The sequence below is a fragment of the Elioraea sp. genome, assembly GCF_022842375.1.
In the GTDB taxonomy this organism is placed as follows: domain Bacteria; phylum Pseudomonadota; class Alphaproteobacteria; order Acetobacterales; family Acetobacteraceae; genus Elioraea_A.
Genome location: NZ_JALHPR010000035.1, coordinates 1 through 25,334, shown reverse-complemented (window position 1 = coordinate 25,334; position 25,334 = coordinate 1). Strand labels below are relative to the sequence as shown.

At 70.5% G+C, this 25,334-nt stretch carries 21 protein-coding genes and 1 pseudogene; 13 read left to right on the top strand and 9 right to left on the bottom strand.

Annotated elements, in window-relative coordinates; translation table 11 throughout:
• The first annotated feature begins 32 nt into the window (after positions 1-32).
• The 9 genes from Q0C38_RS20465 (at position 33) to terL (ending at position 10,655) form a co-directional block, all read left to right on the top strand.
• The gene (locus Q0C38_RS20465) at positions 33-1,523 is read left to right on the top strand and encodes a portal protein (RefSeq protein ID WP_291298987.1); all 1,491 of its coding nucleotides are present in this window, start codon (positions 33-35) and stop codon (positions 1,521-1,523) included.
• A 9-nt stretch (positions 1,524-1,532) separates the two neighbouring features.
• Positions 1,533-2,282: a capsid assembly protein gene (locus Q0C38_RS20460; RefSeq protein WP_291298986.1), complete on the top strand. Its 750-nt coding sequence runs from the start codon at positions 1,533-1,535 to the stop codon at positions 2,280-2,282.
• A 416-nt stretch (positions 2,283-2,698) separates the two neighbouring features.
• A complete protein-coding gene (locus Q0C38_RS20455) occupies positions 2,699-3,535 on the top strand; it encodes a phage capsid protein (RefSeq protein WP_291298985.1) in 837 nt (278 codons plus the stop codon).
• A gap of 81 nt (positions 3,536-3,616) precedes the next feature.
• Positions 3,617-4,186, top strand: a complete 570-nt coding sequence (locus tag Q0C38_RS20450; RefSeq protein WP_291298984.1) for a hypothetical protein — start codon at positions 3,617-3,619, stop codon at positions 4,184-4,186.
• Positions 4,187-4,193: 7 nt separating this feature from the next.
• Positions 4,194-6,074, top strand: a complete 1,881-nt coding sequence (locus Q0C38_RS20445; protein WP_291298983.1) for a hypothetical protein — start codon at positions 4,194-4,196, stop codon at positions 6,072-6,074.
• Positions 6,074-6,517, top strand: coding sequence for a hypothetical protein (locus Q0C38_RS20440; protein WP_291298982.1), 444 nt, complete (start codon positions 6,074-6,076; stop codon positions 6,515-6,517). The genes Q0C38_RS20445 and Q0C38_RS20440 overlap by 1 nt, the downstream gene beginning before the upstream one ends.
• Before the next feature lie 58 nt (positions 6,518-6,575).
• Positions 6,576-8,858, top strand: a complete 2,283-nt coding sequence (locus Q0C38_RS20435) for a glycosyl hydrolase family 28-related protein (protein ID WP_291298981.1) — start codon at positions 6,576-6,578, stop codon at positions 8,856-8,858.
• A complete protein-coding gene (locus tag Q0C38_RS20430) occupies positions 8,855-9,160 on the top strand; it encodes a hypothetical protein (protein ID WP_291298980.1) in 306 nt (101 codons plus the stop codon). Before Q0C38_RS20435 ends, Q0C38_RS20430 begins: the two co-directional genes overlap by 4 nt.
• A gap of 10 nt (positions 9,161-9,170) precedes the next feature.
• A complete protein-coding gene (terL, locus tag Q0C38_RS20425) occupies positions 9,171-10,655 on the top strand; it encodes a phage terminase large subunit (protein WP_291298979.1) in 1,485 nt (494 codons plus the stop codon).
• Here terL and Q0C38_RS20420 read toward each other — a convergent pair.
• Positions 10,645-10,875 carry a hypothetical protein gene (locus Q0C38_RS20420; protein ID WP_291298978.1) on the bottom strand — a complete coding sequence of 77 codons (231 nt, stop codon included), beginning with the start codon at positions 10,873-10,875 and terminating at the stop codon, positions 10,645-10,647. The two genes, terL and Q0C38_RS20420, sit on opposite strands and share 11 nt — an antisense overlap.
• 69 nt (positions 10,876-10,944) lie before the next feature.
• On the opposite strand from Q0C38_RS20420, the gene Q0C38_RS20415 reads away from it, so the two are divergent.
• Together Q0C38_RS20415 and Q0C38_RS20410 are read left to right on the top strand one after the other, a co-directional pair.
• A complete protein-coding gene (locus tag Q0C38_RS20415; RefSeq protein ID WP_291298977.1) occupies positions 10,945-11,277 on the top strand; it encodes a hypothetical protein in 333 nt (110 codons plus the stop codon).
• The gene (locus Q0C38_RS20410) at positions 11,274-11,783 is read left to right on the top strand and encodes a cell wall hydrolase (protein ID WP_291298976.1); all 510 of its coding nucleotides are present in this window, start codon (positions 11,274-11,276) and stop codon (positions 11,781-11,783) included. The genes Q0C38_RS20415 and Q0C38_RS20410 overlap by 4 nt, the downstream gene beginning before the upstream one ends.
• On the opposite strand, the gene Q0C38_RS20405 is transcribed toward Q0C38_RS20410, so the two are convergent.
• From Q0C38_RS20405 to Q0C38_RS20395, 3 genes are all read right to left on the bottom strand, one after another.
• Positions 11,784-13,430, bottom strand: coding sequence for a GMC family oxidoreductase (locus Q0C38_RS20405; protein WP_291298975.1), 1,647 nt, complete (start codon positions 13,428-13,430; stop codon positions 11,784-11,786).
• Positions 13,431-13,506: 76 nt separating this feature from the next.
• Positions 13,507-14,793 (bottom strand): MFS transporter, encoded by a 1,287-nt coding sequence (locus Q0C38_RS20400; RefSeq protein ID WP_291298974.1) that lies wholly within the window; start codon positions 14,791-14,793, stop codon positions 13,507-13,509.
• The gene (locus Q0C38_RS20395; RefSeq protein ID WP_291298973.1) at positions 14,786-19,507 is read right to left on the bottom strand and encodes an NAD-glutamate dehydrogenase domain-containing protein; all 4,722 of its coding nucleotides are present in this window, start codon (positions 19,505-19,507) and stop codon (positions 14,786-14,788) included. The genes Q0C38_RS20400 and Q0C38_RS20395 overlap by 8 nt, the downstream gene beginning before the upstream one ends.
• A 240-nt stretch (positions 19,508-19,747) precedes the next feature.
• Here Q0C38_RS20395 and Q0C38_RS20390 point away from each other — a divergent pair, with 240 nt between their 5' ends.
• Positions 19,748-20,383: a Tat pathway signal protein gene (locus Q0C38_RS20390; protein ID WP_291298972.1), complete on the top strand. Its 636-nt coding sequence runs from the start codon at positions 19,748-19,750 to the stop codon at positions 20,381-20,383.
• On the opposite strand, the gene Q0C38_RS20385 is transcribed toward Q0C38_RS20390, so the two are convergent.
• On the bottom strand, positions 20,370-21,398 hold the full coding sequence (locus tag Q0C38_RS20385) for a hypothetical protein (protein WP_291298971.1): 1,029 nt from the start codon (positions 21,396-21,398) through the stop codon (positions 20,370-20,372). The genes Q0C38_RS20390 and Q0C38_RS20385 overlap by 14 nt on opposite strands.
• A gap of 151 nt (positions 21,399-21,549) precedes the next feature.
• On the opposite strand from Q0C38_RS20385, the gene Q0C38_RS20380 reads away from it, so the two are divergent.
• A complete protein-coding gene (locus tag Q0C38_RS20380) occupies positions 21,550-22,236 on the top strand; it encodes a beta-lactamase hydrolase domain-containing protein (protein ID WP_291298970.1) in 687 nt (228 codons plus the stop codon).
• Here Q0C38_RS20380 and Q0C38_RS20375 read toward each other — a convergent pair.
• From Q0C38_RS20375 to Q0C38_RS20360, 4 genes and pseudogenes are all read right to left on the bottom strand, one after another.
• On the bottom strand, positions 22,208-24,007 hold the full coding sequence (locus Q0C38_RS20375; RefSeq protein WP_291298969.1) for an ABC transporter ATP-binding protein: 1,800 nt from the start codon (positions 24,005-24,007) through the stop codon (positions 22,208-22,210). The genes Q0C38_RS20380 and Q0C38_RS20375 overlap by 29 nt on opposite strands.
• Before the next feature lie 130 nt (positions 24,008-24,137).
• Complete coding sequence (gene bfr / locus Q0C38_RS20370) at positions 24,138-24,626, bottom strand: bacterioferritin (RefSeq protein WP_291298968.1); 489 nt, start codon at positions 24,624-24,626, stop codon at positions 24,138-24,140.
• Positions 24,627-24,691: 65 nt separating this feature from the next.
• Positions 24,692-24,892 (bottom strand): bacterioferritin-associated ferredoxin, encoded by a 201-nt coding sequence (locus tag Q0C38_RS20365; protein ID WP_291298967.1) that lies wholly within the window; start codon positions 24,890-24,892, stop codon positions 24,692-24,694.
• An 88-nt stretch (positions 24,893-24,980) separates the two neighbouring features.
• Positions 24,981-25,334, bottom strand: a pseudogene (locus Q0C38_RS20360) (CCA tRNA nucleotidyltransferase); the annotation flags it as partial.

Sequence of the window (25,334 nt, the reverse complement as noted above, 5' to 3'; positions counted from 1 at the left end):
GACTTGCAGCACGCCTGGAAGGACAGCACCGCATGGACCCAGAGGCGCTGCTTGCCCGCCACGGCCGCGCGCTTGCCCGCCGCCGCGCGTGGGAGAACACCTGGAAGGAGTGCTACGATCTCGCCCTTCCCGGCCGCGCCACCGATGCAACACCCACGCTCTATGACGGCACCGCCGCTGATGCGGCGGAGCAGCTCGCGGCTTCCCTGCTCGCCGAGCTCACCCCGCCCTGGACGCGCTGGTTCGGCTTCACGCCTGGCCGCGGCGCCGCTGCCGCCACCGCCGGCGGCCTTGATGCCGATGCACTCGCCGTGCTGCTCGAGGATGCCGCCGAGGCGCTGCACGGGGAGTTCTCGCGCTCGAACTTCGCGGTCGAGATCCACCAGTGCTTCCTCGACCTCGTCGTCGCCGGCACCGCCTGCATCGCCGTCGAGGAGGCGGCACCGGGAGAGCCGAGCGCACTTCGCTTCTCCGCCGTGCCGCTGGCCGACGTGGTGCTGGAGGAAGGGCCAGAGCACAGGCTCGACACCGTCTTCCGCACATCGCACCTGACGCTCGGCGAGATCGTCGGACGTTTCGGTGGGGTGGCGCTGCCGCGCAGCCTCGCCGACGACCCTGACGGCGAGCCGCGGCGGCATCGCGTGCTGGAGGCGGTGATCCCCTGCATCCGCGGCTATGACTATGCCGCCGTGCTGGCCGCCGATGGCGAGGCGCCACTGATGCGGGCAGAGGGAAACTTCGCAGCCTCCCCCTTCATCGCCTTCCGCTGGATGAAGGCGCCGGGCGAAACCTACGGCCGGTCGCCGGTGATGAAGTCGCTGCCCGATATCCGCACCGCCAACAAGGTGGTCGAGCTCGTTCTGAAGAACGCCTCGATCGCCGTGACGGGCATCTGGCAGGCCGATGATGACGGCGTACTGAACCCGGCGAACATCCGCCTCGTTCCGGGCGCGATCATTCCGAAGGCGGTTGGATCATCCGGCCTCACGCCGCTTGCCGCCCCCGGGCGGTTCGACGTGAGCCAGCTCGTCCTCGACGATCTCCGTGCCCGCATCCGTCACGCGCTGCTGGCCGACCGTCTCGACCCCGTGCAGGGCGCGCGGATGACGGCGACGGAGGTGCTCGAACGCTCGGCCGAGATGGCGCGCGTGCTCGGCGCCACCTTCGGGCGCCTGACGAGCGAGCTGATCAACCCGCTGCTCGCCCGCTGCCTCTCCGTGCTGCGGCGCCGCGGCATGGTGCCGCCCTTTGCGCTCGACGGTGACATCGCGTCGCTGCAGATCCGCTCGCCCCTCGCACAGGTGCAGGCACGAGCGGATGCGCAGGGCGTGCTGATGTGGCTCGAAGTGGTGCGCAGCCTCGGCCCGGGTGCCGCGGCGACAGCCGATCCTGCCGCCGCCTCGCGCTGGCTCGCGCGCCTCCTCGGCGTGCCGCCCGACCTCGTCATCTCCGCCGCCGAGGAGGCAGCGGTGATGCCCGGCACGACAGACGAAACCACGCACGACACGAACCCGACCCTCTGAGAGGACGCCATGCCCGACAACCTGCTTGAGATCACGCTCGAGGACGGCGCCGCGGCGCCGAAGCCCAAGGGCAACCGCCCTGCCGACGTCCCGGAGAAGTTCTGGGACGAGGAGACCGGCAACGTGCGCATCGACCAGCTCATCAAGTCCTATCGCGAGCTCGAGAAGCGCCTCTCGCGCATGGTGACGCTGCCAGGCGATGACGCCGACGAGGAGGAGCGGTCGCGCTTCCTCCGCGCCCTCGGCGTTCCCGAGACGCCCGATGCCTACACGATCGAGGAGCGCCACCCGCTCGTGACGCTCGACAAGGACGTGAACGCCCGTCTGCACAAGGCAGGCTTCACGCCGGCGCAGGTGCAGCTGGTGTACGACCTCGCGGCGGACAGGCTGCTGCCGCTGATCGCCGAGGCCGCGCAGATGTTCGAGGCCGAGCGGGAGCTCGACAAGCTCCGCGATCATTTCGGTGGCGATGAACGCTGGCAGCGCGCGGCGAAGCAGATCACCGCGTGGGGCCGCGCCAACCTGGCCCCTGCCGTGTTCGCGGCACTGTCGGCCACCGCCTCGGGCGTGCTCGCGCTGCAGAAGATGATGGAGAAGGGAGAGCCCGCGCTCGTCCGCTCTGCCGAGCCCGAGGGCGCGGCCAGCGAGGACGAGCTGCGCAACATGATGCGTGACCCGCGTTACTGGCGGAAGCGCGACCCGGACTTCGTCGCCCGCGTCTCGGACGGGTTCCGCAAGCTGTTCCCCGGAGAACGTTGACCGGGGAACGCTGAGACCGCCTGCGCGCGCCGACCGTGGAGCAGCGCCCGCCCTGATGGAACCGGTCACGGTTCCATCAGGGCGAGCGAAGCTGCTCCATCCATTCATGGTCGTGGAGCACGACCTTCCGATCGATTGAATCCAATCGATCGGAACGTGCTCCAGCGCGCAGGCCGTGGCGGGGCTCGAGCGTCACCGCCCCCTCCCCGGTGATGCTCGCCCCGCCTTCGGGGCGGGCGGTGCGCGCGCGAGAGAGCGCCCGCCGCCCGCCCCGCGCCCCATCCCCCTTCGCCACCGGCCAACCGCGCCACGCGGCCCGGCGGCATCGCATCACGCCAGGCCCCCTGACGCCGGGTGGACAACCAGCGTGCTGCCGACGACCCGCAACGCAACCCGAACATGAGGATACCCCGATCGTGGCAGTTTCGATCGAACAGTCCTTCGTCAGGCAATTCCAGACGGAGGTTCACGAGGCCTACCAGCGCCTCGGCTCCAAGCTTCGCCCCACCATCCGGTCCAAGACCGGCGTGAAGGGCGCGTCCACCGTGTTCCAGAAGGTCGGCAAGGGCATTGCCGGCACCAAGGCACGGCACGGCGCGGTGCCGGTGATGAATGTCGACCACACGCCGGTCGAGTGCTTCCTCTCCGACTATTACGCCGGCGACTCGATCGACAAGCTCGACGAGCTGAAGGTCAACCACGACGAGCGCGGCGTGATCGCCAATGCCGGTGCCTACGCACTCGGCCGCAAGACCGATGACCTCGTCATCGCCGCCCTCGACGGCGCGACGAAGGAAGCGACCGGCACGGCCGCCGGCACGACGGACGCCGAGGGCCTGACCAAGGCGAAGGTGCTGCTCGCCTTCGAGATGCTCGGTGCCGCAGACGTTCCCGATGACGGCCAGCGCTTCGCGGTGGTCGGCTGGAAGCAGTGGTCGGAGCTGCTCGGCATCCCCGAGTTCGCGAGCTCCGACTACATCGGCGCCGACGAGCTGCCCTGGAAGGGCACGCAGGCCAAGCGTTGGCTCGGCACGCTCTGGATGCCGCACAGCGGGCTGACCAGGCAGGGCAATCTCCGCTTCTGCTACTGGTACCACCGCACCGCGATCGGCCATGCGGTCGGCGCCGAGGTGCAGACCGACATCACCTGGCACGGCGAGCGCGCGGCCTGGTTCGTCAACAACATGATGAGCCAGGGTGCGACGATGATCGACGCCGACGGCGTGATCCGGATGCGCTGCCGCGAGGCGTGATCCCTGCTCCCCCCGCCCCGCATGGCGGGGGGAGACCCCTCTTCCGTTCGTCATCCGCACCGTTTTGAAGGACCATCGACCATGGCGCTCTCCGCGCTTGCCCTCTGCTCGCGTGCGCTGCTCAAGATCGGCGCGGCGACGATTTCGAGCTTCGACGAAGGCACGGCGGAAGCCGAGGTCGCGGCCAATCTCTACCCCTCCGTGCGCGATGCGATGCTGTCGGCCTTTCCGTGGAGCTTCGCCACGGCGCAGGCAAGGTTGCCGCGGCTGGCCGCCGCGCCCACGGCCGACTATGCGCACGCCTTCCAGCTGCCGCCCGACTTCCTCCGCGCGCTCTCGGCAGGCGCCGGCGGCCAGGGGCGCGGCCTCGCCTACCGCATCACCGAGACACGGCTGCAGACGGATGCGCCCGAGGTGGTCCTCACCTACGTGTTCCGCCCATCCGAGAGCGTGTTCCCGGCCTTCTTCGACAGCGCACTGATCGGCCGGCTCACTGCGGAGTTCTGCATTCCGCTGACCGAGAACACCTCGCGCACCGAACTGCTGTTCAAGCTCGCCGAGGCAGAGATGCGTGCCGCACGGCTGACCGACAGCCAGCAGGACACGCCGCCCGCCTTCCAGGACTTCACCCTGATCAACGCGAGGGGCTGAGCAGGCCATGGCCAGCATCCGCCGCAACAAGACGAGCTTCGCCGCCGGCGAGCTGTCGGACGAGCTGCTCGGCCGCGGCGATCTGCGCGCCTACGAGAACGGCGCGCGCCGGCTGCGCAATGTCATCATCCTGCCGACCGGCGGCCTCCGCCGCCGTCCGGGGCTCCGCCACATCGCCATGATCGATGGCCCCGGCAGGCTCGCCGCGTTCGAGTTCAACACCGAGCAGACCTACCTGCTCGTATTCACCGACGGGCTTCTCACCGTGTTCCGCGGCGACGCAGAGGTCGCGCGGCTGAACACGCCGTGGGACGGCGCAGCCCTTGCCCAACTCGCCTGGACGCAGAGCGCCGACACGATGCTGATCGCCCACCCGAGCCTTCCGCCGCAGCGGCTGACGCGCGGTGCCGGGGAGAGCTTCGCACTCGCGCCCTGGCGGTTCGAGGCCTACCCGTTCTTCCGCTTCGGCGACGAGGACGTGACGCTTGCCGTCACCGGCACATCGGGAAACGTCACCGTCACCGCCTCGGCCCCGATCTTCGAGCCGCTGCACGCCGGCGTCGAGTTTCGCATCGGCAAGAAGCGGCTGAGGCTGACCACCGTCACGTCACCCACGGCCGCGACCGCCGCGGTGATCGAGACGCTGGCTGCCACCGCAGCGACCAAGGACTGGGACGAGGCCGCCCTCTCACCCGTGCGCGGCTGGCCCGCCACCCTCTGCTTCCACCAGGACAGGCTGGTGATCGGAGGCTCGCGCGACCTGCCGAACCGGCTCTGGCTCAGCCGCACCGGCGATCTCTTCAATTTCGATCTCGGAACGGGCCTCGATGACGAGGCGATCGAGTTCGCGCTGGTCTCCGACCAGGTGAACGCGATCCGCGCGGTGTTCTCAGGCCGCCACCTCCAGTGCTTCACCTCGGGCGCAGAGTGGATGGTCACGGGCGATCCGATGACGCCAGGCAACATCCAGCTGAACCGGCAGACACGGATCGGCTCCCCGGTCGATCGCATGGTGCCGCCGGTCGATGTCGATGGCGCGACGATCTTCGTCTCGCGCACCGGCCGCGGCGTGCACGAATTCGCCTTCGCCGATGTCGAGCAGGCCTACCAGTCCTCCGACCTCGCAGTGGTCGCGCGCCACCTGGTCGAACGGCCGGTCGCGATGACCTATGACCAGATCGGCCGGCTGCTGCATATCGTGATGACGGACGGCACGCTCGCGACGCTGACCCTCTACCGCGCCGAACAGGTCACGGCCTGGACGCGGCAGGAAACGATGGGACTGTTCCGCGCCGTCGCCGAGGTAGAGGGCGTCGTCTACCTGCTCGTCGAACGCGCGGGCGCAATGCGCCTCGAACGGTTCGACGGCACGCTCGCCGTCGATGCCGGGGTGAGCGAGGGCTTCGCCGTCCCCGCTGCCGAGCTCCGCTTCCTCGATCATCTCGAGGGGCAGGACGTCACGCTCGTCGCCGATGGCGCGCCGCGCGGTGCGGCACCTGTCGATGGCGGCCGCGTGACACTCGCCCCGCCCGCCAACGCGGCTGAGGCGGGCCTGGGCTTCACCCATCTGGTGGAGCCGCTGCCGCCCGAGCTCGCCGGGCAGTTCGGCGTGCGGAACGGACCGGTTCGTCTCGTTTCCGTGACGTTCCGCCTGCTCGAGACGGCGGCGCTGACCGTCGATCTCGGCGCCGGGCCGCGTGCCGTGCCGTTCCGGCGCGTCGGCGCCGGCGTGCTCGATGCCGGCCCGCGCCTCTACACCGGTGACCGTTCGCTGCGTGCCATCGGCTGGCGACGCGACATCACCCAGCCGCTCTGGCGCATCGAGGACGATGCGCCGCTCCCGATGACGCTCCTTTCCGTGACCACCGACATGAGGGTGAACGACTGATGGCCCAGATCGCACCGCTTGCCTCGCTCGTGTCCGGCATTGCCGGCATCGCTTCGGCACAGGGCCAGCAGCGCCAGGCGCAGGCGCAGGCCAACGCGCAGGCAGAGGCCGGGGCGCTGCGCAACGCGCAGGTCCAGGCACAGAGCGCCGAGGCACAGCGGCAGCGTCGCGAGGCGCTGGCCCGCACCGTCGCCTCGGCGCGCGCGCGACTTGCCGCAGGCGGCGTCAGCGCCGGCGAAGGCTCTGGTGCTGCACTCCTCGGCGGCCTCGAGGAGGAAGCGCGCGCCCGCGACGACGCCGATGCCGAGCAGCTGCAGTATCGCCTCGCCGCCGGCCGCAGTTCGCTGCTCGACAATTCCGGCAGCATCACCCCCTTCGTGCGCGCCGGCACTACCCTCGCCTCGAGCCTCGGCAACTCCGTGCGCAGCCTCCTCACCTTCTGACGCGTCCCGCGCCACGCGCGCCAAGGCTAGACGCACGAGAGACGGAAAGGATCACCCCATGGCCGAACACATCACGATCGGCGAGACGCCACCACGCATCCAGTATCTCGCCTCCGGAACGGATGGCAGCTTCACCTTCGCCTTCCCCGTGTTCCGGCCCTCCGACGTCGCCGTCTATCTCGACAGCGAGGAGGCGACGGAAGGCTTTGTCGTGCTCGGCGCTGGCCTTTCCGAGGGCGGCACGGTCGTGTTCGACACGCCGCCCCCTGCCGGGACGGTGATCACGCTCCGCCGCCGCCTCGCGCTTGGGCGTGTGACGGACTTCCAGGAGAATGGCGAGTTCCGCGCCGCGGTGCTGAACGATGAGCTCGACGCGCAGGCCGCAGGATTGCAGCAGGTCGCGGAGGATGTCTCACGCGCAATCCAGTTCGGCCCGGCCGATACCTCTCCCCCGCCTGTCCTGCCGCCGCGCGAGGCACGTGCGAACCGCGTGGTCGGGTTCGATGCCGCCGGCGCGTTGGCGCTCTATCCCGCGCTTGGTGGCGAGATCTCCGGCACCGTGCAGGTGCAGGCAGCCGGCACCGTGCCGCGCAGCATCAGCGAGAAGCTGTCCGAGAGCCTCTCTGTGCGCGACTTCGGCGCGGCCGGGAACGGTGCGGCCGATGATCGTGCCGCCATCCAGGCCGCGTTCGACGCAGCGGGGCTTGCCGGCCGGTTCGTGACCATCCCCGAAGGCGACTACGCGGTCTCCGGCCCGCTCCTGCTGCCGGCCGCCGCGGCGGGCCTCGTGATGCGCGGCCGCATCGTCTACGCGGCCGGCGCGCCCGTGGCGGTGCTGACCCTCGGCACAGGTGTTTCGGGCCAGGTGCAGGGCAGGCTCTACCAGGGCATCCGCGTCGTCCGCCAACTCCAGTCCGGCTGGTCGAGCGAGGCGGATATCGGCGTGGTCATCCGCACGCCGAACGACTGCACGATCGAGGTCGCGGAAGCGGCAGGGTTCACGATCGGCGTGCGCCTCGTGGCCGAGGGGGGTGCAGCCACCGGCAGCGCGCTCACCCTCGGGCGGATCGCCAACAACCGCATCGGCCTCGACCTCCGCAGCGGCAACAGCACCGGCAGCATCGCCGCGATCCGCGTGCTCGGCGGCCGCTTCGTTGTTGCGAGTGCTGTCAATGCGACTTCGGATCGTTTTGGCATCCGCCTATCCTTTGCCGCCGCCGGCCAGCGCACGCCCGATGGCCTTGTGTTCGACGCCCCCTCCTTCTCGCTCGGCAGCGGCACGGCGGCCGCGATCCCCTTCCTGGTCGAGACGGACGGGCGCGGCCTCGCCGCACGCGCGATCCGCATCGAGGGGCCATCCACGGTCATCGCCCGCCACGTCGCCTTCGCCGAGGACCATGTCTACGAGATCGCCGCGGCAAGCGAGCCCGGGTCGCTCACGATCGAGTATCCGGCCGGTGCGAACCGTGCCGGGGGCGTTGTCGTCGCGCGCCAGGCCGGTGCCCCGAACCTCGCACTGACCCGCACCGTCGCTTCCGTCGCCAATCTGCGCGCCGCTGCGTTCCGCTGGGCGCCAGGGTTGACCGGCTTCGATCATCTCGCCTGCCTCGATGGGAGCGCGGCACCGGCGACGCTGCGCGATGCCGCGCGCCCAGGGCTTGACGGCTACATGCTCGGGCAGCGCGGCATCACGCTCGGGCCCGACCGGGGCCTCGGCTTCGCGGTCGATGCACGCCGCTGCCGCAGCTTCGGCCTCGTCGTCGATGGCGATCCCGTGCGCCTGGTGGCGCTCTGCTTTGATGCTGCCGGTGCGCTCATGACCGATGCTGCCGGCATGCTCGTGCGCGCCTCGACAGAGGCGATGGCATTCGATCCTGCGCGCGGCTGGTGGGCGGGGGCGGGGCAGATCACCGCAGGCTCGCGCACCGCGCTGCCTGCGATCCACCTCTCGGCCCTGGTCGCGAGCGCGATCATTGGCGTGATGCGCGGCACTGCCGATGCCGAGCTTCGTGCGCTCGTGCTCACCGCCGATCCGCGCACGGCCCCGGCGCTGCTCGCCGGCTTGCCGGACCTGCCGCATGGTCGGCGCGACATCGTCGCCGAAGCGACATGGGATCCGCCGTCGCTTGCGGCGAACACCACCGCGATCCTGTCAGTCACGGTGCCGGGTGCGGCGATGGGTGATCACGTCTCCGCCGCGTTCACGCTCGCCTCGCCGAACGTGCTGCTGTTCGGCACCGTTTCCGCCGCCGACACCGTCACGGCCGTCGCCTGGAACCGTGGCGTTGTGGCGACGGATCTCGCCGGAGGCACGCTGAGGCTGCGCGTGCTCAAGGCGTGAAGGCGCTGAGGGTCCAGATCAGCAGCCAGCTCGAGACCGCCGCGACGCGGGTGATCGACAGCTACCGGACCTTCATGGACGCCGAACCCGATGCCGGCGACGCGCGCGCCTTCGCGGCACACCACGCCGCCTGCAAGGCGGCGCTCGCGCATCTCGACCTTCTCATGAAGGTCGCTCGCATTGCCGGCGTCGACGGTGACGCGGGTGAGGGTGACGAGGAACAGGCACGGCTGCTCGCCCAGGCCCGCGTGGCGCTGGATGGTGACGAGGGAAGCGATGATGACGACAGGGTCGGCGGATGAGCCGCCACGGATGAGCGACGTCGAGCCGGCGCCGTTCCCGCACTTCCTCTGGATCTGGAACACGTTGAACAACACCGGGACTCCGGCGCATCACCGCCGCATCGCCCGTTGGCTCGATGTAAAACGATCAAGCAACGAAACGCGCCTGCTGCTGATGTGCTTCCGCGGAGCAGGCAAGTCCACCGTCGTCGGCCTCTATTGCGCCTGGCTTCTCGCGACCGACCCGGCGCTGCGCCTCATCGTTCTTTCAGCCGAGACGACGCTTGCCTCCAAGATGGTGCGCAGCGTGCGCCAGATCATCCGCCGCCACCCGCTCTGCCGCCACATCCGGCCGCGCGGGCCATCCGAGTGGGCGGCCGATCGCTTCACCGTGCACCGCCCCGGCGCGGGTCGAGACCCCTCGATGCTCGCACGCGGCATCACCGCCAACATCACCGGCAGCCGGGCGGACGTCGTGATCGTCGACGATGTCGAGGTGCCCAACACCTCCGATACGGCAACAGAACGAGAGGAGCTGCGCGAGCGGCTGGCAGAGATCGAGTTCGTTCTCGTTCCCGGCGGCACGACGCTATTCATCGGCACGCCGCATACCGAGGACAGCATCTACGCCGATGCCGGCCGCGATGGCGCCGAGCCCTATCTCGCCGGCTTCGCGCGGCTGCGCATCCCGCTGCTCGACGGCGGCGGCAACTCGGCCTGGCCGGACCGCTTCACGCCCGCCACGATCGCCGCGATGCAACGCCGCGTCGGGCCGCGCGCCTTCGGGGCGCAGATGCAGCTCGAGCCGCAGCCGCCGCAGGATGCCCGCCTCGATCCGCAAGCGATGGTGCGCTACGACGGCGAACTCACGCTGCACGCCGGCAATGGCGGCATGGTGCTGCGCCTCGGCGAGACGCAGCTCGTCTCCGCCAGCTGCTTCTGGGACCCTGCCTTCGGCGCGCCGGACAAGGGCGACCATTCGGTTCTCGCCGCCGTGTTCACCGATGCGGAGGGCAATCACTACCTCCACCGCGTCGCGTACATGACGCATGATCCGAAGGGCGGCGACGACGCCGCGACACAGCTCTGCCGCCAGGTGGCGATGGTCGCGCGCGAGCTGCACCTGCCGTCGGTGACGGTCGAGAACAACGGCATCGGGCGGTTCCTGCCCGGCCTGCTGCGGGCAGAGATGGCGCGTGCGCGCGTGCCCTGCGCCGTGGTCGAGCGCGCCAGCACGCGGGGAAAGACCGAGCGCATCCTTGGCGCGATCGAGCCCGTGCTCGCGGCGCGCCGCCTCTGGGTGCATCGCGCGGTGCTCGCGGGCAAGTTCGCGGCCGAGATGCGCGAGTGGCGGCCCGGCCCCTCCTCGAAAGGGGCGCATGACGATGCGCTCGATGCCGTCGCCGGCTGCCTGCTCGCCGAACCGGTGCGCCTGCCACGCGCGATGGCAGCGGAACGATCAGGCTGGCGCGGCGGTGGTGGGGCCTACGGCGCCGAGACCGGCTTCACACCGTGATCGGTCCGGCCTGCTTCAGGATCTCGGTGCTGTGCCGCGAGAGGCCCGCCTCGGTGATCTCGTACCGCCCATCGACCCGGCAGGTGCAGAAGCCCATGCCAGCCAGGCGCTCAAGGCACGGCCCGTCCTTCAGGGCCGGTGGGCGGCCGATCCCGCCGGCGGCCTTCAGCCGGTTCAGCGCCGAGCGGCAGCAGGTTTCGAGATAGGGCTCGTTCCACATCGCCCTTGATATCGCCGCGCGGCCCCGCCGGCGCAACCCCGCCCGACCGCAACATGAAAGGTTCCGCCCATGCCGCCTGCTGGCATCGATCTCACCTGGTGGATCTCGGTCATCGAGATCCCGATGATCGCCGCGCTGTTCAAGCTCACCTGGGACATCAGGAAGGACCTGATGGCGCGGATCGAGCAGATGGACCTGCGCCACGCCGAGAGCACCGGACGGCTGCGTGACGATCTCGCCGCCTTCAAGCTCGAGGTGGCGCGCGGCTACGTGCCGATGCAGATGATGCGCGAGACCGACCGCCGCCTCTCGATGCAGCTGATGCGAATCGAAGAGAAGCTCGACACCGTCACGCCGCGCGGCCGTGCGCGACTGCCGGCTGGCGACGACTACCACGCATGAGGGCGCACACGCGGCTGCTTGCCGTACCGCAGGAGGAAGCCGCCCGCGCACGCCACGAGGCTGGCGTCGCGGCACTCGCCCGCGCCCTCGCCTCCACCGGCGCCGGTGAGCGGGTGCGCGCGATCGAGGCGCTGGCGGCGATGGTGGTGAACCGCCTCGCCGCCGCCCGCGCACGCCGCGCGCCCACCTCCTGGGGCATGGGCCTCGCCGCTGCCGTCGCTGCGCCCGGCCTGTTCCCGGAGGGGGCGGTGCCGCATGACGCAGTGCTGATCGCCACCTGCCGCCGCATCGCCGCCCGCGCCGCCTCGGGCGCGCTGCCCGATCCGACGGGCGGTGCCATCGCCTGGCATCGCTCCGGCACGGAGCGGCCAGCCGATGCGCCGGCCGGAGAGGCCGTCAGGATCGGCGGCTTCGTCTTCCTCCGCGCACGGGAGGAGCCTGCGGCGGAGCCGCAGGGATGGACCGCGGCGGAGCCGCAATCTGCACGCGCGGCGGAGAGCGGTTGATCAGGCCGCTTCCTCGGCCATGGCGGCGTCGCGCCCACGGATGAGATCGGCCGCCCGCTCGGCGATCGCGAGCGTGGTCGCGTAGGTGTTGGCCGAGGTCATCGACGGCATGATCGAGGCATCGACGATGCGAAGCCCCTCCATGCCGTGCACGCGGAGGCGGTCATCGACCACCGCCGCCGGGTCAGTCGCCGGGCCCATGCGCGCGGTGCCGATGAGGTGGTACGTCGTCACCGCGTTGCGCTTGGCGAAATCCATCAGCTCATCATCGCTCTGCACCTGGGGCCCGGGCAGCGTCTCGCGCTCGACGAAGGGGGCGAGTTCCGGCGTGTGCAGCAGGCTGCGGATCAGCTTCATGCCGGCGAGGTGGACGCGCCTGTCCATCGGGTTCGAAAGGTAGTTCGGCTGGATCTCGGGGTCCTCGAACACGTCCTTCGAGCGCGCGCGCACCCAGCCCGTGCTCTCCGGCCGGTGCTGCCACGCACCCGCCGTCATCCCCGGATAGTCGTCGAGCACGTAGACGGCCCCTTCCTTGTAGCTGCCGGGCGTGAACACGCCCTGCAGGTCGGGCTGGTCGAGGCCCGGGAACGACTTCAGGAACAGGTGCACGTGCGACGGTGTCGTTGCGAGGATGGAAGGACGTCCCGTCGCCCAGGAGGCGATCTGCCCGAGCAGGCTGGTGCCTCGCGAAAGCTCGTTCAGCGTCGCCACCCCCGGCTTGGCGCGGACGACGAAGCGCGAGGCGAAATGATCGCGGAAATTCTCGCCCACCCCCGCGAGCGCATGAACCACCGGAACACCAAGCGATTGCAGCAGCGCCACTGGCCCGACGCCCGATATCTGCAGCAGCCGCGCGGTGTTCACCGTGCCGGCCGAGACGATCACCTCCCGCCTGGCGCGCACCACGCGCCCCTCCCCACCGCGCGCGGCGATGTAGCGCACGCCGACGGCGCGCTTGCCCTCGAACAGGATCGCTTCCGCCCGCGCGTTCGTGCGAACGTCGATCCGCCCGCCCGCCATCGCGGGCTTGAGATAGGCGCGGTAGGCGGAGATGCGCCGGCCACGGTGGATCGTGCGCTGATAGTAGCCGACCCCCGCCTGGTCGCCGCTGTTGTAGTCGGGGTTGCGAGGAATGCCGGCGCCGACGCAGCCGGCGATGAAGGCCTCCGAGACGGGGCTTTTCCAGTCCATCGCCGTGACGGGAATGCCGCCGTCGCGGCCGCGCTTCTCGTCCTCGCCCACCCCCATGCAGCGCTCGCTGCGGCGGTAGTAGGCCAGCATGTCGGCATAGCCCCAGCCGCGATTTCCTCGTTGCGCCCACGAATCGAGATCGCCGGGCTGGCCGCGATTATAGATCATGCCGTTGACCGACGAGCCGCCGCCGAGCGTGCGGCCCTGCGTCGTCGCGATCCGCCGCCCCGCCGTCATCTCCGACGGTTCGGTCTTGAACTGCCAGGTGACCGAGGGGTCGAAGATCGTCTTGATGAAGCCGGCGGGGATATGGATGTAGGGGTTGCGGTCAGGCGGCCCTGCCTCGAGCACGCAGATCGTGACGCCAGGGTCCTCCGACAGGCGCGCGGCGAGCACCGACCCGGCGGCACCGGAGCCGACGATCACATAGTCGAACACGTCGCCCTCAGCCGCCATCGCTCGATCCCTCCCATGCCTTGTGCCGCATGAGCCTACAGCGGTGGCGGCCAATGCCAAGGCCGGACGGCGCGCCTCAGCGTTGAGGCACGCGCACCGTCCACAGCAGCGCGGCACCGGCGCCGAGGAACACCAGCACCGTCGCCATGCCCGCACGCTGGCTGTCGAACGCTGCGGTCGCGATGGCCAGCGCAGCAGGCCCGATGAACGACACCGCGCGGCCGGTGAGCGCGAACAGCCCGAAATACTCGCCCCGCTTATCCGCCGGCGCGAGGCGGCCCATCAGGGTGCGGCTCGCCGCCTGCGCGGGGCCGAAGAAGATGCCGAGCGCGAGCGCCAGCACCCAGAACGCCGTGGTGCTGGTCACCAGCAGCATCAGCGCGCCGATCACCATCAGCGACAGCACCGAGACGAGCACCACCGCGCGCGAGCCGAACCTGTCATCGGCGAAGGCGAACAGCGCGGCACCGAGGCCCGCCGTGACGTTGATCGCGATGCCGAGGCGGATCACCTCCTCGGTGTCCATCCCGAACGTGCCGGCGGCGTAGATCGCGCCGAACGCGAACAGCGTGTTCAGCCCCTCGGCATAGAGCAGCCGCGCGATCAGGAAGCGCAGGATCACGGGCTCGCCGCGCAGCTCGGGCAGCAACCTGAGGATCGCGCCGATCCCTTCCCGCACCGCAGCGACGATGCCCATGCCAGCGCCCTTTTCGCCCGGCACCGCGAACAGCAACGGCAGCGCGAAGCCCGCATACCAGACGGCAACGAGCACCGAGGTCGCGCGCACCGCCTCGGCATTGCCCTCCGCCAGGCCGAACGGCGGCGGCTTCGCCTGGATCAGGGCAAGGCACGCGACGAGGCAGAACAGCCCCCCGATATAGCCGAGGCCCCAGCCCCAGCCGGAGATGCGCCCGATCATCGCGGCGGGTGCGAGGCCCGGCAGCATGGCGTTGTAGAACACGGTGCCGAGCTCGAAGCACACCGTGCCGGCGATCACGAGAACCAGTGCCCGCGTCATGAAGGAGGGGTCGGGCTCGACCGTCCAGAGGGACGCGGCGGCGAGTGCCGCAAGGATCGTGAACGCGGCGAGCCAGATGCGCCGCCCGCCGGTGCGGTCGGCGATCGCGCCGAAGATGGGCGAGAGGATGCCGACGAAGAGCCCCGCGATCGCCATGCCGATGCCCCAGCGCGAGGCCCCCGTGACGGGGTCGGGCGCGACGCCCTGGGTGAAGTACGTCGCGAACACGAAGGTGCTGATCACCGTCGGGTACGCGCTGTTCGCCCAGTCATAGAAGCACCAGGCAGCGATGCGCCACGGCCTCGGCCGCAGCGTCCCGTCCGTCACGCGCACACGCTCAGGCAACGGTGCGCAATGCGTGCACGGCAACGAGGATCTGCGCCAGCCCCGGCATCTCCGTTGTCAATGCGCTGATGCAACGCTCTGCCTCCGACCAGGCAGCGCCGGCCTCCGCCTTCAGTGCGTCAGCCCTGCCCGCATCTGGTCGTCCCCCGCCTTCGCGCCGGAGCAGGGCTGCCGCGAGTCGTCGCTGCATCGCCCCCATGTCGGCCAGGAGAAGCGCCAGCGCGCGCGCCGCAGCCGGGTCCGCCGCAGCGACGGAAGCTGCCGCCTGGCGCAGCGCATCGAGGCCGAAGGCGCGGCCCGCCTCCATCCAGGCGGTGACCACCGCTGCCGGCGCCGCCCCAGACTCGCCGGTGACCAGCGCCGCATCGAGCAGCGCATCGCCAAGCGCGCCCGGCCAGGTGGCGCGGAGTGCGGCGATCGGCCCGGCGAAGCGCGCGACGGCAGCACTGATGCCGCCATCCCCCCCCTGGTCCTGTCCGCCGCTCCTGAGGAACCACGCCGCCGCCGCCTCGTGCATCCGCCGCCAGGAGAGTTCGTGCCGATAGGGATCGACCGCTCCCGGGGCGGCCGGCACGCGCGCGGCCCAGGTCTCGGCCAGCCCAAGCGACGCGCGCGCGATCAGCGCCGCGCGGGCCGCCGTCACGGGTGGCACGCCCTCGGCCAGGCGCGCGAAGGCGGCAAGCCCCATCCTGTCCAGCAGGTCGTTGGCGAGCAGCATGGCCAGCAATTCGCGCCGCAGCGGGTGCGAGAGCGCGGCAGCACGGAAGCGTTCCGCGATCACGGGCGGGAAGTAGCGCAGAAGGTCATCGGCGAAGGCAGGGTCGCTCGGCAGGGCGCTGTCGAGCAGCGCGTCGGTCAGCCACAGCTTCGCGTGGCTGAGCAGCACGACGACCTCTGGCCGCACCAGGCCAGCACGGCCGCGCATTGCGAGCGTCGTGCGGTCAGGCAGGCCGGCGACGGTGCGGTCGAGGAACCCCTCGCTCTCGAGCCGCGCCATCAGCGCCGCATGCGCGGGCCCGGAAGCAGCCCCCTCGGCGAGTTCGAGCGAGACGGCAAGCACCTGGCGCGCGTTGGTGGCGAGCACGTGCGGAACGACATGGTCGGTCACGTCGCGCAGCAGGGCATCGCGCTGCTTGCCGGTCAGGTCGCCCTCGCGCACCAGGCCATCGACCAGGATCTTGAGGTTCACCTCATGGTCGGACGTATCGACGCCGGCGGAGTTGTGCAGGCTGTCGGTGTCGAGCCTGACGCCGGCGAGCGACGCCTCGATCCGCCCCGCCTGGGTGACGCCCAGATTGGCGCCCTCGCCGAGCACGCGGGCGCGGAGTTCGAGCCCGTTCACCCGTACGGCATCATTGGCCCGGTCGCCTACCTCGCCTGCCGTCTCGGCGGCGGCCTTCACGAAGGTGCCGATGCCCCCGAAATAGAGCAGGTCGACCGCAAGCGTCAGGATCGAGCGCATCACCACGTCCGGTGTCGCGCGCTCTCCCGCGAGGCCGAGCATCGTGCGCACCTGATCCGATAACGGAATGGTCTTGGCCGAGCGTGGAAAGATGCCGCCGCCGGCCGAGAGCTTCGTCGCGTCGTAGTCGGCCCAGGAGGAACGCGGCAGGGCGAACAGCCGCTCGCGCTCGACGAACGAGACCTCCGGGTCAGGATCGGGGTCGAGGAAGATGTGGCGATGGTCGAACGCGGCGCGCAGCCTGAGCGTGCGCGAGAGCAGCATGCCGTTGCCGAACACGTCGCCCGACATGTCGCCGACGCCGACGACGCTGACCGGGTCGCGCTGCCAGTCGATGCCGAGTTCGGCGAGGTGCAGCGCGATCGCCTCGAACGCACCGCGGGCGGTGACGCCGAGGCCCTTGTGGTCATACCCCTTCGACCCGCCGGAGGCGAAGGCATCGCCGAGCCAGAAGCCGCGCGCGGTGGCAATGCCGTTGGCGATGTCGGAGAAGGTGGCCGTACCCTTGTCGGCTGCAGCGACGATGTAGGGATCATCGCCATCACGGCGCACAACGCGCGCCGGCGGGATGATGCCCGATGTGCCGCGATTGTCGGTGAGGTCGAGCATCGCGCCGATCAGCAGCCGGTAACAGGCGATGCCTTCGGCGAGCAGCGCCTCGCGGTCCTTCGTGGCATCACCCGTCATTGCCGGCGGGCGCTTCAGGATGAAGCCGCCCTTCGCGCCCGTCGGCACGATCACGGCGTTCTTCAGCGTCTGCGCCTTCATCAGGCCGAGCACCTCGGTGCGGAAATCCTCACGCCTATCCGACCAGCGGATGCCGCCGCGCGCGACCGCGCCGGCGCGCAGATGCACCGCCTCGGCGCGCGGGCCATGCACCCAGATCTCGGCGAAGGGAACGGGTTTCGGCACATCCCCGGCCCTGCGCGGGTCGAGCTTGAAGGCGATGACGGGGGCAGCGGGGTCGGTGAAGGCCGTCGTGCGCAGCACGGCATCCATTGCCTGCTTCATGCGCGTGAGGATGCGGTCACGATCGGGGTCGGCGATCGCGTCGAGATGGCGTGCCCAGGCCTCTGCCAGCATCGCCTCGGCATCGGCATCGCGCTTGGCGTCCGGGTCGAAGCGTGCCCGGAATGTTTCGACAAGCGTTCGTGTCGCCTCCGGCTCGGCGGCGAGCGCATCCTCGACCGCCGCCTGGCTGAAGCCGAAGCCGACCTGCTTCAGCCAGCGATAGAGCGCGCGCAGCACCCAGGCATCGCGCCAGGAGACGCCCGCGCGCAGCACCAGGCGGTTGAACTGGTCAGGTTCCGCCCGACCAGCCCAGAGGGCATCGAGCGCCTCTGCCGCGAGCGGAATCGCCGCAGCGTCCGGTGCGGAAGCATCCATCGTTTCGATGACGAATTCGTGCAGCACCACGGTGCGCATCCCCGTGCCGGCGGGGTGGAGGTGGTGCGGCACCTCCTCGATCGCGCGGAAGGCGAGGCACTCGATCAACGGCAGGATGTCGGACAGCGGCACGGGCCCATCGGGGTGGGCTACGCGCAGCGTCAGCGCATGCGGCGCCTGGCCTGTGCGGCGCGACAGGACGAGCGCGAGGCGGCCGGTCGCGAGTGCCTGTTCGGCGAGCGCGATGTCGGCCATCGCCTCGGATGCCGTGCGCGCCTGGGTGTAGCCGGGGGGAAAGGCATCGGCCCAGGCGCCGACGACGGCGAGCCCCGCCGCCTCGCCATGCTCCGCCACAAGCGCCTCGGCCAGGCGATCGCGGAAGCTGCGGGCGGCTTCGGCGAGAGCGCGTTCGAGGGCACGGAGATCGACCTCGGGCACGGCGCCGGGCATGGTCGCGATGATGTAGTGCACGCGCGCGAGCGGCCCGTCGCCGATCTGGACGTAGTTGGTCGAGAGCCGCCCCGCATAGGCGGCGGCGACCAGGTCGCCGATCGCCTGCCGAAGGCGCGTGTCCATCCTGTCACGCGGCACGAAGACGATCGCCGAGATGAAGCGCTCGAACCTGTCGGTGCGGACGAAGAGTGCGACGCGCTGGCGCTCCTGCAATGCCAGCATCCCGCGCGCGGCGGAGAGCAGTTCCGGCACGGTGGCCTGGAACAGTTCGTCACGCGGATAGGTCTCGAGGATGTTCGAGAGGCGCCGCCCGTCATGCGTCTTCGGGTCGACGCCGGCGAGCGCGAGAACGGCAGCGACCTTCTCGCGCAGATAGGGGATCGAGCGCGGGTTGCGGTTATAGGCATCGGCCGCGAACAGGCCGAGGAAGAGATGCACCGCCTCGACCGTGCCATCGGCGCGCGACTGTTTCAGGATCGCCACGTCGCAATGCTGCGGGCGATGCACGGTCGCACGCATATTCGCCTTGGCGACCGACAGTGGCGCTGCCTCGCGGATGTAGCTGCGCAAAGATTCGGGAATGGCGGAAGGTTCGCGCAGCACGTCGAACACCGGCACCGCGGCATCGCGCAACAGGCCGAGATTGGCGTCGGTCGCCGCCTCGGGCGTGCCATCGGCCCTGATGTCGAGGCGGCGATAGCCGAGCAGGACGAAATTGTCCTCGCCCATCCATGTCAGGAAATCGCGCGCGACCTTGGCATCGGCATCCCCAGCCCCTGCGAGCAGCCCCGCTGCGTCGGCCAGCCGCGCGCGCATCGCCGGCCAGTCGGCCACCGCGATGCGCACATCGGCCATCGCGCGCTTGAGCGCCGAGGTCATCGCCGCAAGCTCGGTCGCACCCGCGATCTGCGCGATCTCGACCTGGATCATGCTCTCGCGCGGCGCGTCCGCCCCGGCCGCGGCGCCGAACGCGACGATGGCGCCGGCGGCGTCGCGGCGCACCGGCACGATCGGGTGGATCACGAGATGCACGGGCCGGTCGAGCCTGGCGCAGGCAGCCAGCGCGCTGTCGACCAGGAAGGGCATGTCGTCGGTCACGATCTCGGCGATGGAGTGGGGCGACCGCCAACCCTCCGCCTCGGGCCGCGGGTTCAGCACACGCACATTGGCCTGGCCGGGGGCACGCGTGCGCGCGTGCTCGAACAGCGAGAGGGCGGAGCCGGCGATGTCCTCGGCGCTGTGGGCGGCAAGGTCATCGTCGGCGATGCCGTCCGCCCAGACTGCCAGGAAGGCAGCGGCCTGTTCGCCCGCCTCGCCCTGGAGGCGGCGGCGAAGCTGCGCCGCGGCAGCTGCCAGCAGCACGTCACGTTCGGTGCGCGGCGCCGCGCCACGTGCAATCCCGTCGGTTGCCACCGCCGTCTCCTGCCCTGTGAGGGTCGCATCACCGCCATGCACCGGATGGGGCGGCGTGCGCAACCTCGTGGTGATGATTAGAGGGTATCACGTTCACCTTTCCAGGGTGTGAGCGGTAGCGTTCCCTGGCCTTGCCGGCGCTTGGCGGACGCTTGTCACGGGCGTATTGAATGGGGGCGCGTGGCACGCCGAATGCGCGGGGAAGCGCCCTTCACCCCGCCTGCGATCGAGGAGGTGACGATGCTGAGACGGTTCCTTCCGGGTGCGTTCCTTGTTCTGCTGGCCGCTCTGTCGAGCCCTGCCACGGCGCAGAACCCAGACTTCTGGGTGGTGAACAGTTCCGGCAAGACGATCCACCAGGTCTATGTCTCGTCAGCGCAGGTCACGAACTGGGGCAACGACCTGCTCGGCCAGAACGTGCTGGCGACCGGCCAACGCTTCGCGATCCGCCCGGCGCGCGACGGCACCTGCCTGTTCGACATCCGCGTCGTCTACGCCGACAACAGCGTGGCCGAGCAGCGGCGCATCAACACCTGCAACATCAACGAGGTGATCTTCACCGCGCAGGGGCCGGTGGCGCGCGGGCCGCAAGGCCCGCAGGGCACCACGAGCCCGAGCGGACCGAACCCGGATTTCCGCCTGGTCAACCGCTCGGGGCGGACGATCACGGAAGTCTATGTCTCGTCCTCGCAGCAGCAGAGTTGGGGGCCGGACAGGCTCGGCCAGAACGTGCTGGGAGCCGGGCAGAGCATGGTGGTGAACCTGCCGCGGGATGGAAACTGCGTGTTCGACCTGCGCGTCGTCTATGACAACAACACCGCGACGGAGCGTCGGCAGGTAAACACCTGCAACGTGACCGAGATCACCTTTCCGTAACGCTCGACGTCGGCGCAGGCACGTCGGCGATCGCCGCCGACACCGCCTGCGCCAGCGCCGCGGCGGCGCGCGAACCTGCGCCCGCGCGCGCCTTCGCCGCCTCGAGCAGGCGGAACAGCACGTCGTGGTCAAGCACCTCGCGCAGCGCCGCCTCGCGCAGCGCTGTTTCCGCCTCGTCCTGGTCGAGGCTGGCGCGCTCCACGGCCCCTGCAGCGGCATCGACGGCGGCGCGCGACGCAGCCTCGGCCCTGCCGAGCGCTTCCTCCCAGCCCGACGGCAGCGGCGCGCGAAGGTGATCGGGCAGCGAGGCGACACGGGCGACCACGGGGTCTGACGGCGTCGCTGCAGCAGCGAGGGAGGGGGGCAGCAGCGGCTCGGAAGATTCGGCGAAGCCGAACACGGCCTCCTGCTCCTCTGCCATCGGCAGCGTCAGGGCAGCCGGGACCGCGCCTGCCGGGCGCCAGCGGATGCCGGCGAGCGCATCGGCCAGGCCCTCATGCTCCTCCATCATCGCATGCGCCTCGGGGGCGAGGCCGCGCGGGCCGCAGCCCATGGCCCAGACGAGCAGGGCCGTCTCGGCCCAGAGTTCAGCCGCAACCCCGGCCTCAGCCAACGGCAATGCAGGGGGAAGCGGGGCCTGGGCGCGGCGCAGCAGGGACGCGGCACTCTCGGGTGCCGCCTTGCGCAGCGCGGCGAACAGCGAGAAGCGGCAGGCATCGAACAGGTCGAGCCGGAGCGCGCCGGGCAGCGCCTCATCCTCCGCCCGCGCCGAAGCACGGGCGTAGGAGGCGATGCCGCCCGGCCTGCCGATGAGCTTCAGCAGGGCAGCGGCGAAAGCGAGGGGATCGGCCTGCGGTTCAGCAGCCCAGGAGGCGGGGTCCTCGTCGCGCAGGGCCTGGTGCAGGGCGCGCAGCGTGGTCGGCTGGTCGAGCCCGAGCAGGGCTGCCATGGCGGCAGGCGTGAGTTGCGCCGGATGGCCGCCGGCAACGGCAAGGCGTGGGCGCGGATCGGTCATGGCGACCCCAGGATGGTTTCTGGCGTATGTTTCTCCGCGAGCATGAACCTGCCAGCGCGTGTTTTTCAAGTCGCATACGCGCGAGGGTTGCATATCGGCGCATGCGAGATCCGTTGCAGAGTGCCCTTCGGCCTGCCATCTGAGAAAGCCGATGGCCACCACGCTCGACACCCGCGCCCGCTTCGACCTCGCGACCGGCCAGGGCCGGATGCGCGCCTGGGGCAATGCGCTGTTCATCGACCACGGCGCGTTGCGCATCTTCTGGCGCAACCGCGACTGGGTGATCCCAGGCGTACTCGCGCGGTCGAACCAGCCGCTGCCGTGGCAGATCGGGACGGAGGCCCGCGCCGGCATCCGTACCATCATCAACCTGCGCGGCCATCGGCCGGCCTGCGGCTCCGACGTGCTGGCGCGCGAGGCGGCGGCGCGGGCGGGGATCACCATGGTCGATGCGCCGTTCGAGAGCCGCGGCGCGCCGCATCGCGACAGGCTGCTTCGGCTCGCCGGCCTGCTCGAGACGGTGGCGTACCCAGCGCTGATCCACTGCAAGTCGGGCGCTGACCGTGCGGGGCTGATCGCGGCCGTCATCCTGCTGCTGCGGGGGGGAACGGTGGCCGAGGCGCGGCCGCACCTCTCGCTCCGCTACGGCCATGTCGCTGCCGGCAAGACCGGCATCCTCGACCTGTTCCTTGACCGTTACGAGGCGGCGCAGCGCGAGACCGGCATCGGCTTCCTCGACTGGGTGCGCAACGTCTACGACGAGGCGGCGCTCAGGCGCGATTTCCGTGCCGGCAAGCTTGGCAGCTTCGTCACCGAGCGTCTGCTGCGGCGGGAGTAGCCTCGGCGTCATCAGCAAAAGCCTGGGCGCGCACGAGCCGCGCATAGGCACCGCCGGCCGCAAGCAGCGCTGCGTGCGTTCCCTCCTCCACCACCCGCCCGCGATCGAGGACGACGATGCGATCGGCTGACCGCACGGTGGAAAGGCGATGCGCGATCACGAGCGTGGTGCGCCCGGCGCGCAGCCGGGCGAGCGCCTCCTGCACGCGCGCCTCGGTTTCGGCATCGAGCGCGCTCGTCGCCTCGTCGAGCAGCAGGATGCGCGGGGCGCGAAGCAATGCGCGGGCAAGGGCAATGCGCTGACGCTGGCCGCCCGACAGCGTGTGGCCGCGATCGCCGACGCGGGTGGCGTAGCCCTCGGGCAATGCCGCGATGAAGTCATGCGCTTCCGCCGCGCGGGCAGCCGCCTCGATCTCGGCATCCGTCGCATCCAGTCTGCCGAAGGCGATGTTGGCGCGCACGGTATCGTCGAACAGCGTCACGTCCTGGCTGACGAGCGCCATCGCCCCGCGCAGCGAGGCGAGCGTGAGGCCGCGCACGTCGCAGCCATCGACCAGCACGCAGCCGGCACTTGCCTCCATGAAGCGGGGGATGAGGTTCAGCGCGGTGGTCTTGCCCGCGCCCGAAGCGCCGACGAGGGCGACGGTCGTTCCAGGCTCGACCACCAGCGACACGTCATGCAGCGCCGCCTGGTCGTCATTGTAGCGGAACGATACGCTCTCGAAGACCACGCGCCCCGGGCCTGGCGGCAGCGGCGTCGCACCCGGTGCATCGCGGATCGTGGGTACCTCGTCGAGCAGGGCGAAGCAACGTGACGCCGCCGCCGCCCCTTCCTGCAGCACGACGGCGAGGGTGCCGAGCGCGCGCATCGGCCGCGCGGCGATCAGCAGGGCCGCGACGAAGCCGGTGAACTCGCCCGCCGTTCCGGCACCCGAGGCGATGCGCCAGCCCGCGAAGGCGATGACGCCGGCCACCGCCGCCCCGCCCATCGCCTCGAGGATCGGGTCGACCCGCGCACGGCCGCGCACCACGCGCATCAGCGAGGCGAACCAGCCATCGAAGGCACGATCGGCCCGCGCCGCCTCGTACTGCTCGAGCCCGTAGGCCTTCACCAGCCGCGCGCCGCCGAGGCTTTCGGAGAGCAGCGCCGTCACCTCGCCGGCCTGTTCCTGCTGCGCCTTTGAGGCGCGGCGCATGCGCGTGCCGATGACGCTGATCGGCCACACCGCGATCGGCACGACGACGAGGGCGAACAGCGACAGCACCCAGTCGAGCCACAGCATCGATCCGACGAGGGCGACCACGGTCAGCGCATCGACGATGCCCGTGACGGCGCGCGTCAGGCTTTCCCGCATGACGGAAACGTCGTTGACGAAGCGCGAGACGTGCCGCCCCGTCTGTTCGGAGGCGAGGCGGGCGAGATCGGCGCGCAGCAATGCGCCGAACATCGCGCGCTGCAGCGACACGACGACCGAGAGCACCACGCGCTGCATCAGCACCGTCTGCCAGTACTGCGCGATCGCCTTCGCGCTGACGATCGCCATCGCGGTGATGGGAACCACCGTCACGATGCGCCAATCCTGCGTGGCGAAAAGGCGGTAGGCCCAGTCGATCACCAGCGGATACGCGCCGGTGGAAAGCGAGACCACGAGCATGAGCGCAAAGACGCGGACGAGGACCGGCCACTGGGCGCGCGCATGCTCGCGCCAGAGCCTGAGCCCCAGCGCGAGCGTGCTTGTCGTTGCCGGATCGTGCCGCGTCAGGTCACCCATCGCGGAGGTGCGATAGCACGATCAGACCTGCCGCGGCGAGCCAGCCTGATCAAGCCAGCCTGGTCCGCCAGCCGGGTCACGCCAGCCGGGTTGCGGCAGCGCCCGGCGCCAGAAGCGGCCGAGGACGGCCTCAATCCTCCTTGTGGCCTGCCGGGCTGGCGTTGAGCTGGATGTAGTTCTGGATGCCGATGCGCTCGATCAGGTCGAACTGCGTCTCGACGAAATCGACATGCTCCTCCTCGTTGCGGAGGATCCCGGCGAACAGGTCACGGGAGGGGAAGTCGCGCACCTCCTCGCAATGGGCGATCGCGGCACGGAGATCGGCGATCGCCTTCTCCTCGAGCTTGAGATCGCAGCGCAGCACCTCCTCGACCGTCTCGCCGATCAGCAGCTTGTTCAGCTTCTGGAGGTTCGGGATGCCGCCGAGGAACAGGATGCGCTCGATCAGCATGTCGGCGTGCTTCATCTCCTCGATGCTCTCCTCGTATTCATGAGCACCGAGCTTCGTCACCCCCCAGTGGCGGAGGATGCGGGCATGGAGGAAGTACTGGTTGATCGCGGTCAGCTCATTGGTGAGCGCCGTGTTGAGAAATTCGAGAACCTTCTTGTCGCCCTTCATCAAGCCCTCCAGACGTCGCGCGAGAATCCACGCCAGCGGATGGCATCACGGGACCACGAGAAAAATCAATCGGCGTTGCACGTGGCGTTGGAACGGCGTGCCCTCTCGGCCTTCACCACGTCGCGCATCGCCGCGGCACAGGTGCCGCAGATCCTGGAACAGCCGCAGGCGCGATAGGCATCTGCCACGGTGGGCGGCGCTGCCTGGTCGGACAGGGCGGAACGGACGGCACGCTCGGTCAAGCCATTGCAGACACAGAGGATCATCGGTGCATCCCTGTCATCGAATGCAGTGAGCTTGCCCGAGTTGCGATGCAATTGCAACGCGTTCTCATTCCCACACGACGCGCGGCCGCTACGCCCCGGCGAGGTGGCGGGCCAGCGCCGCGCGCCAGGCAGCGCGATCGCCAGCGCAGCCAGCCGCAAGCCAGCCCTCCCGCAGGGCTCCCAGCACCGCACCGATACGCGGGCCGGGCGGAACGCCGGCAGCGACCACATCGGCCCCGGCCAGCGGGAACACGGGCCGGTCGATCGCAGCGATCCGCGCGCGAAGCCCGGCCCAGTCGCCATCCCCTCCCCGCGCCTCGGCCAGCCAGGCGCGATCGGCAAGCGCCTCGTGGGTCGCGTCGGCCAGCGCGCGACGCAGCGCGGCGTCCTCGTCGCGGGGCGCGGGCACTGGCCCAGCGGCGGCGGCCAGCCTGTCCGCCTC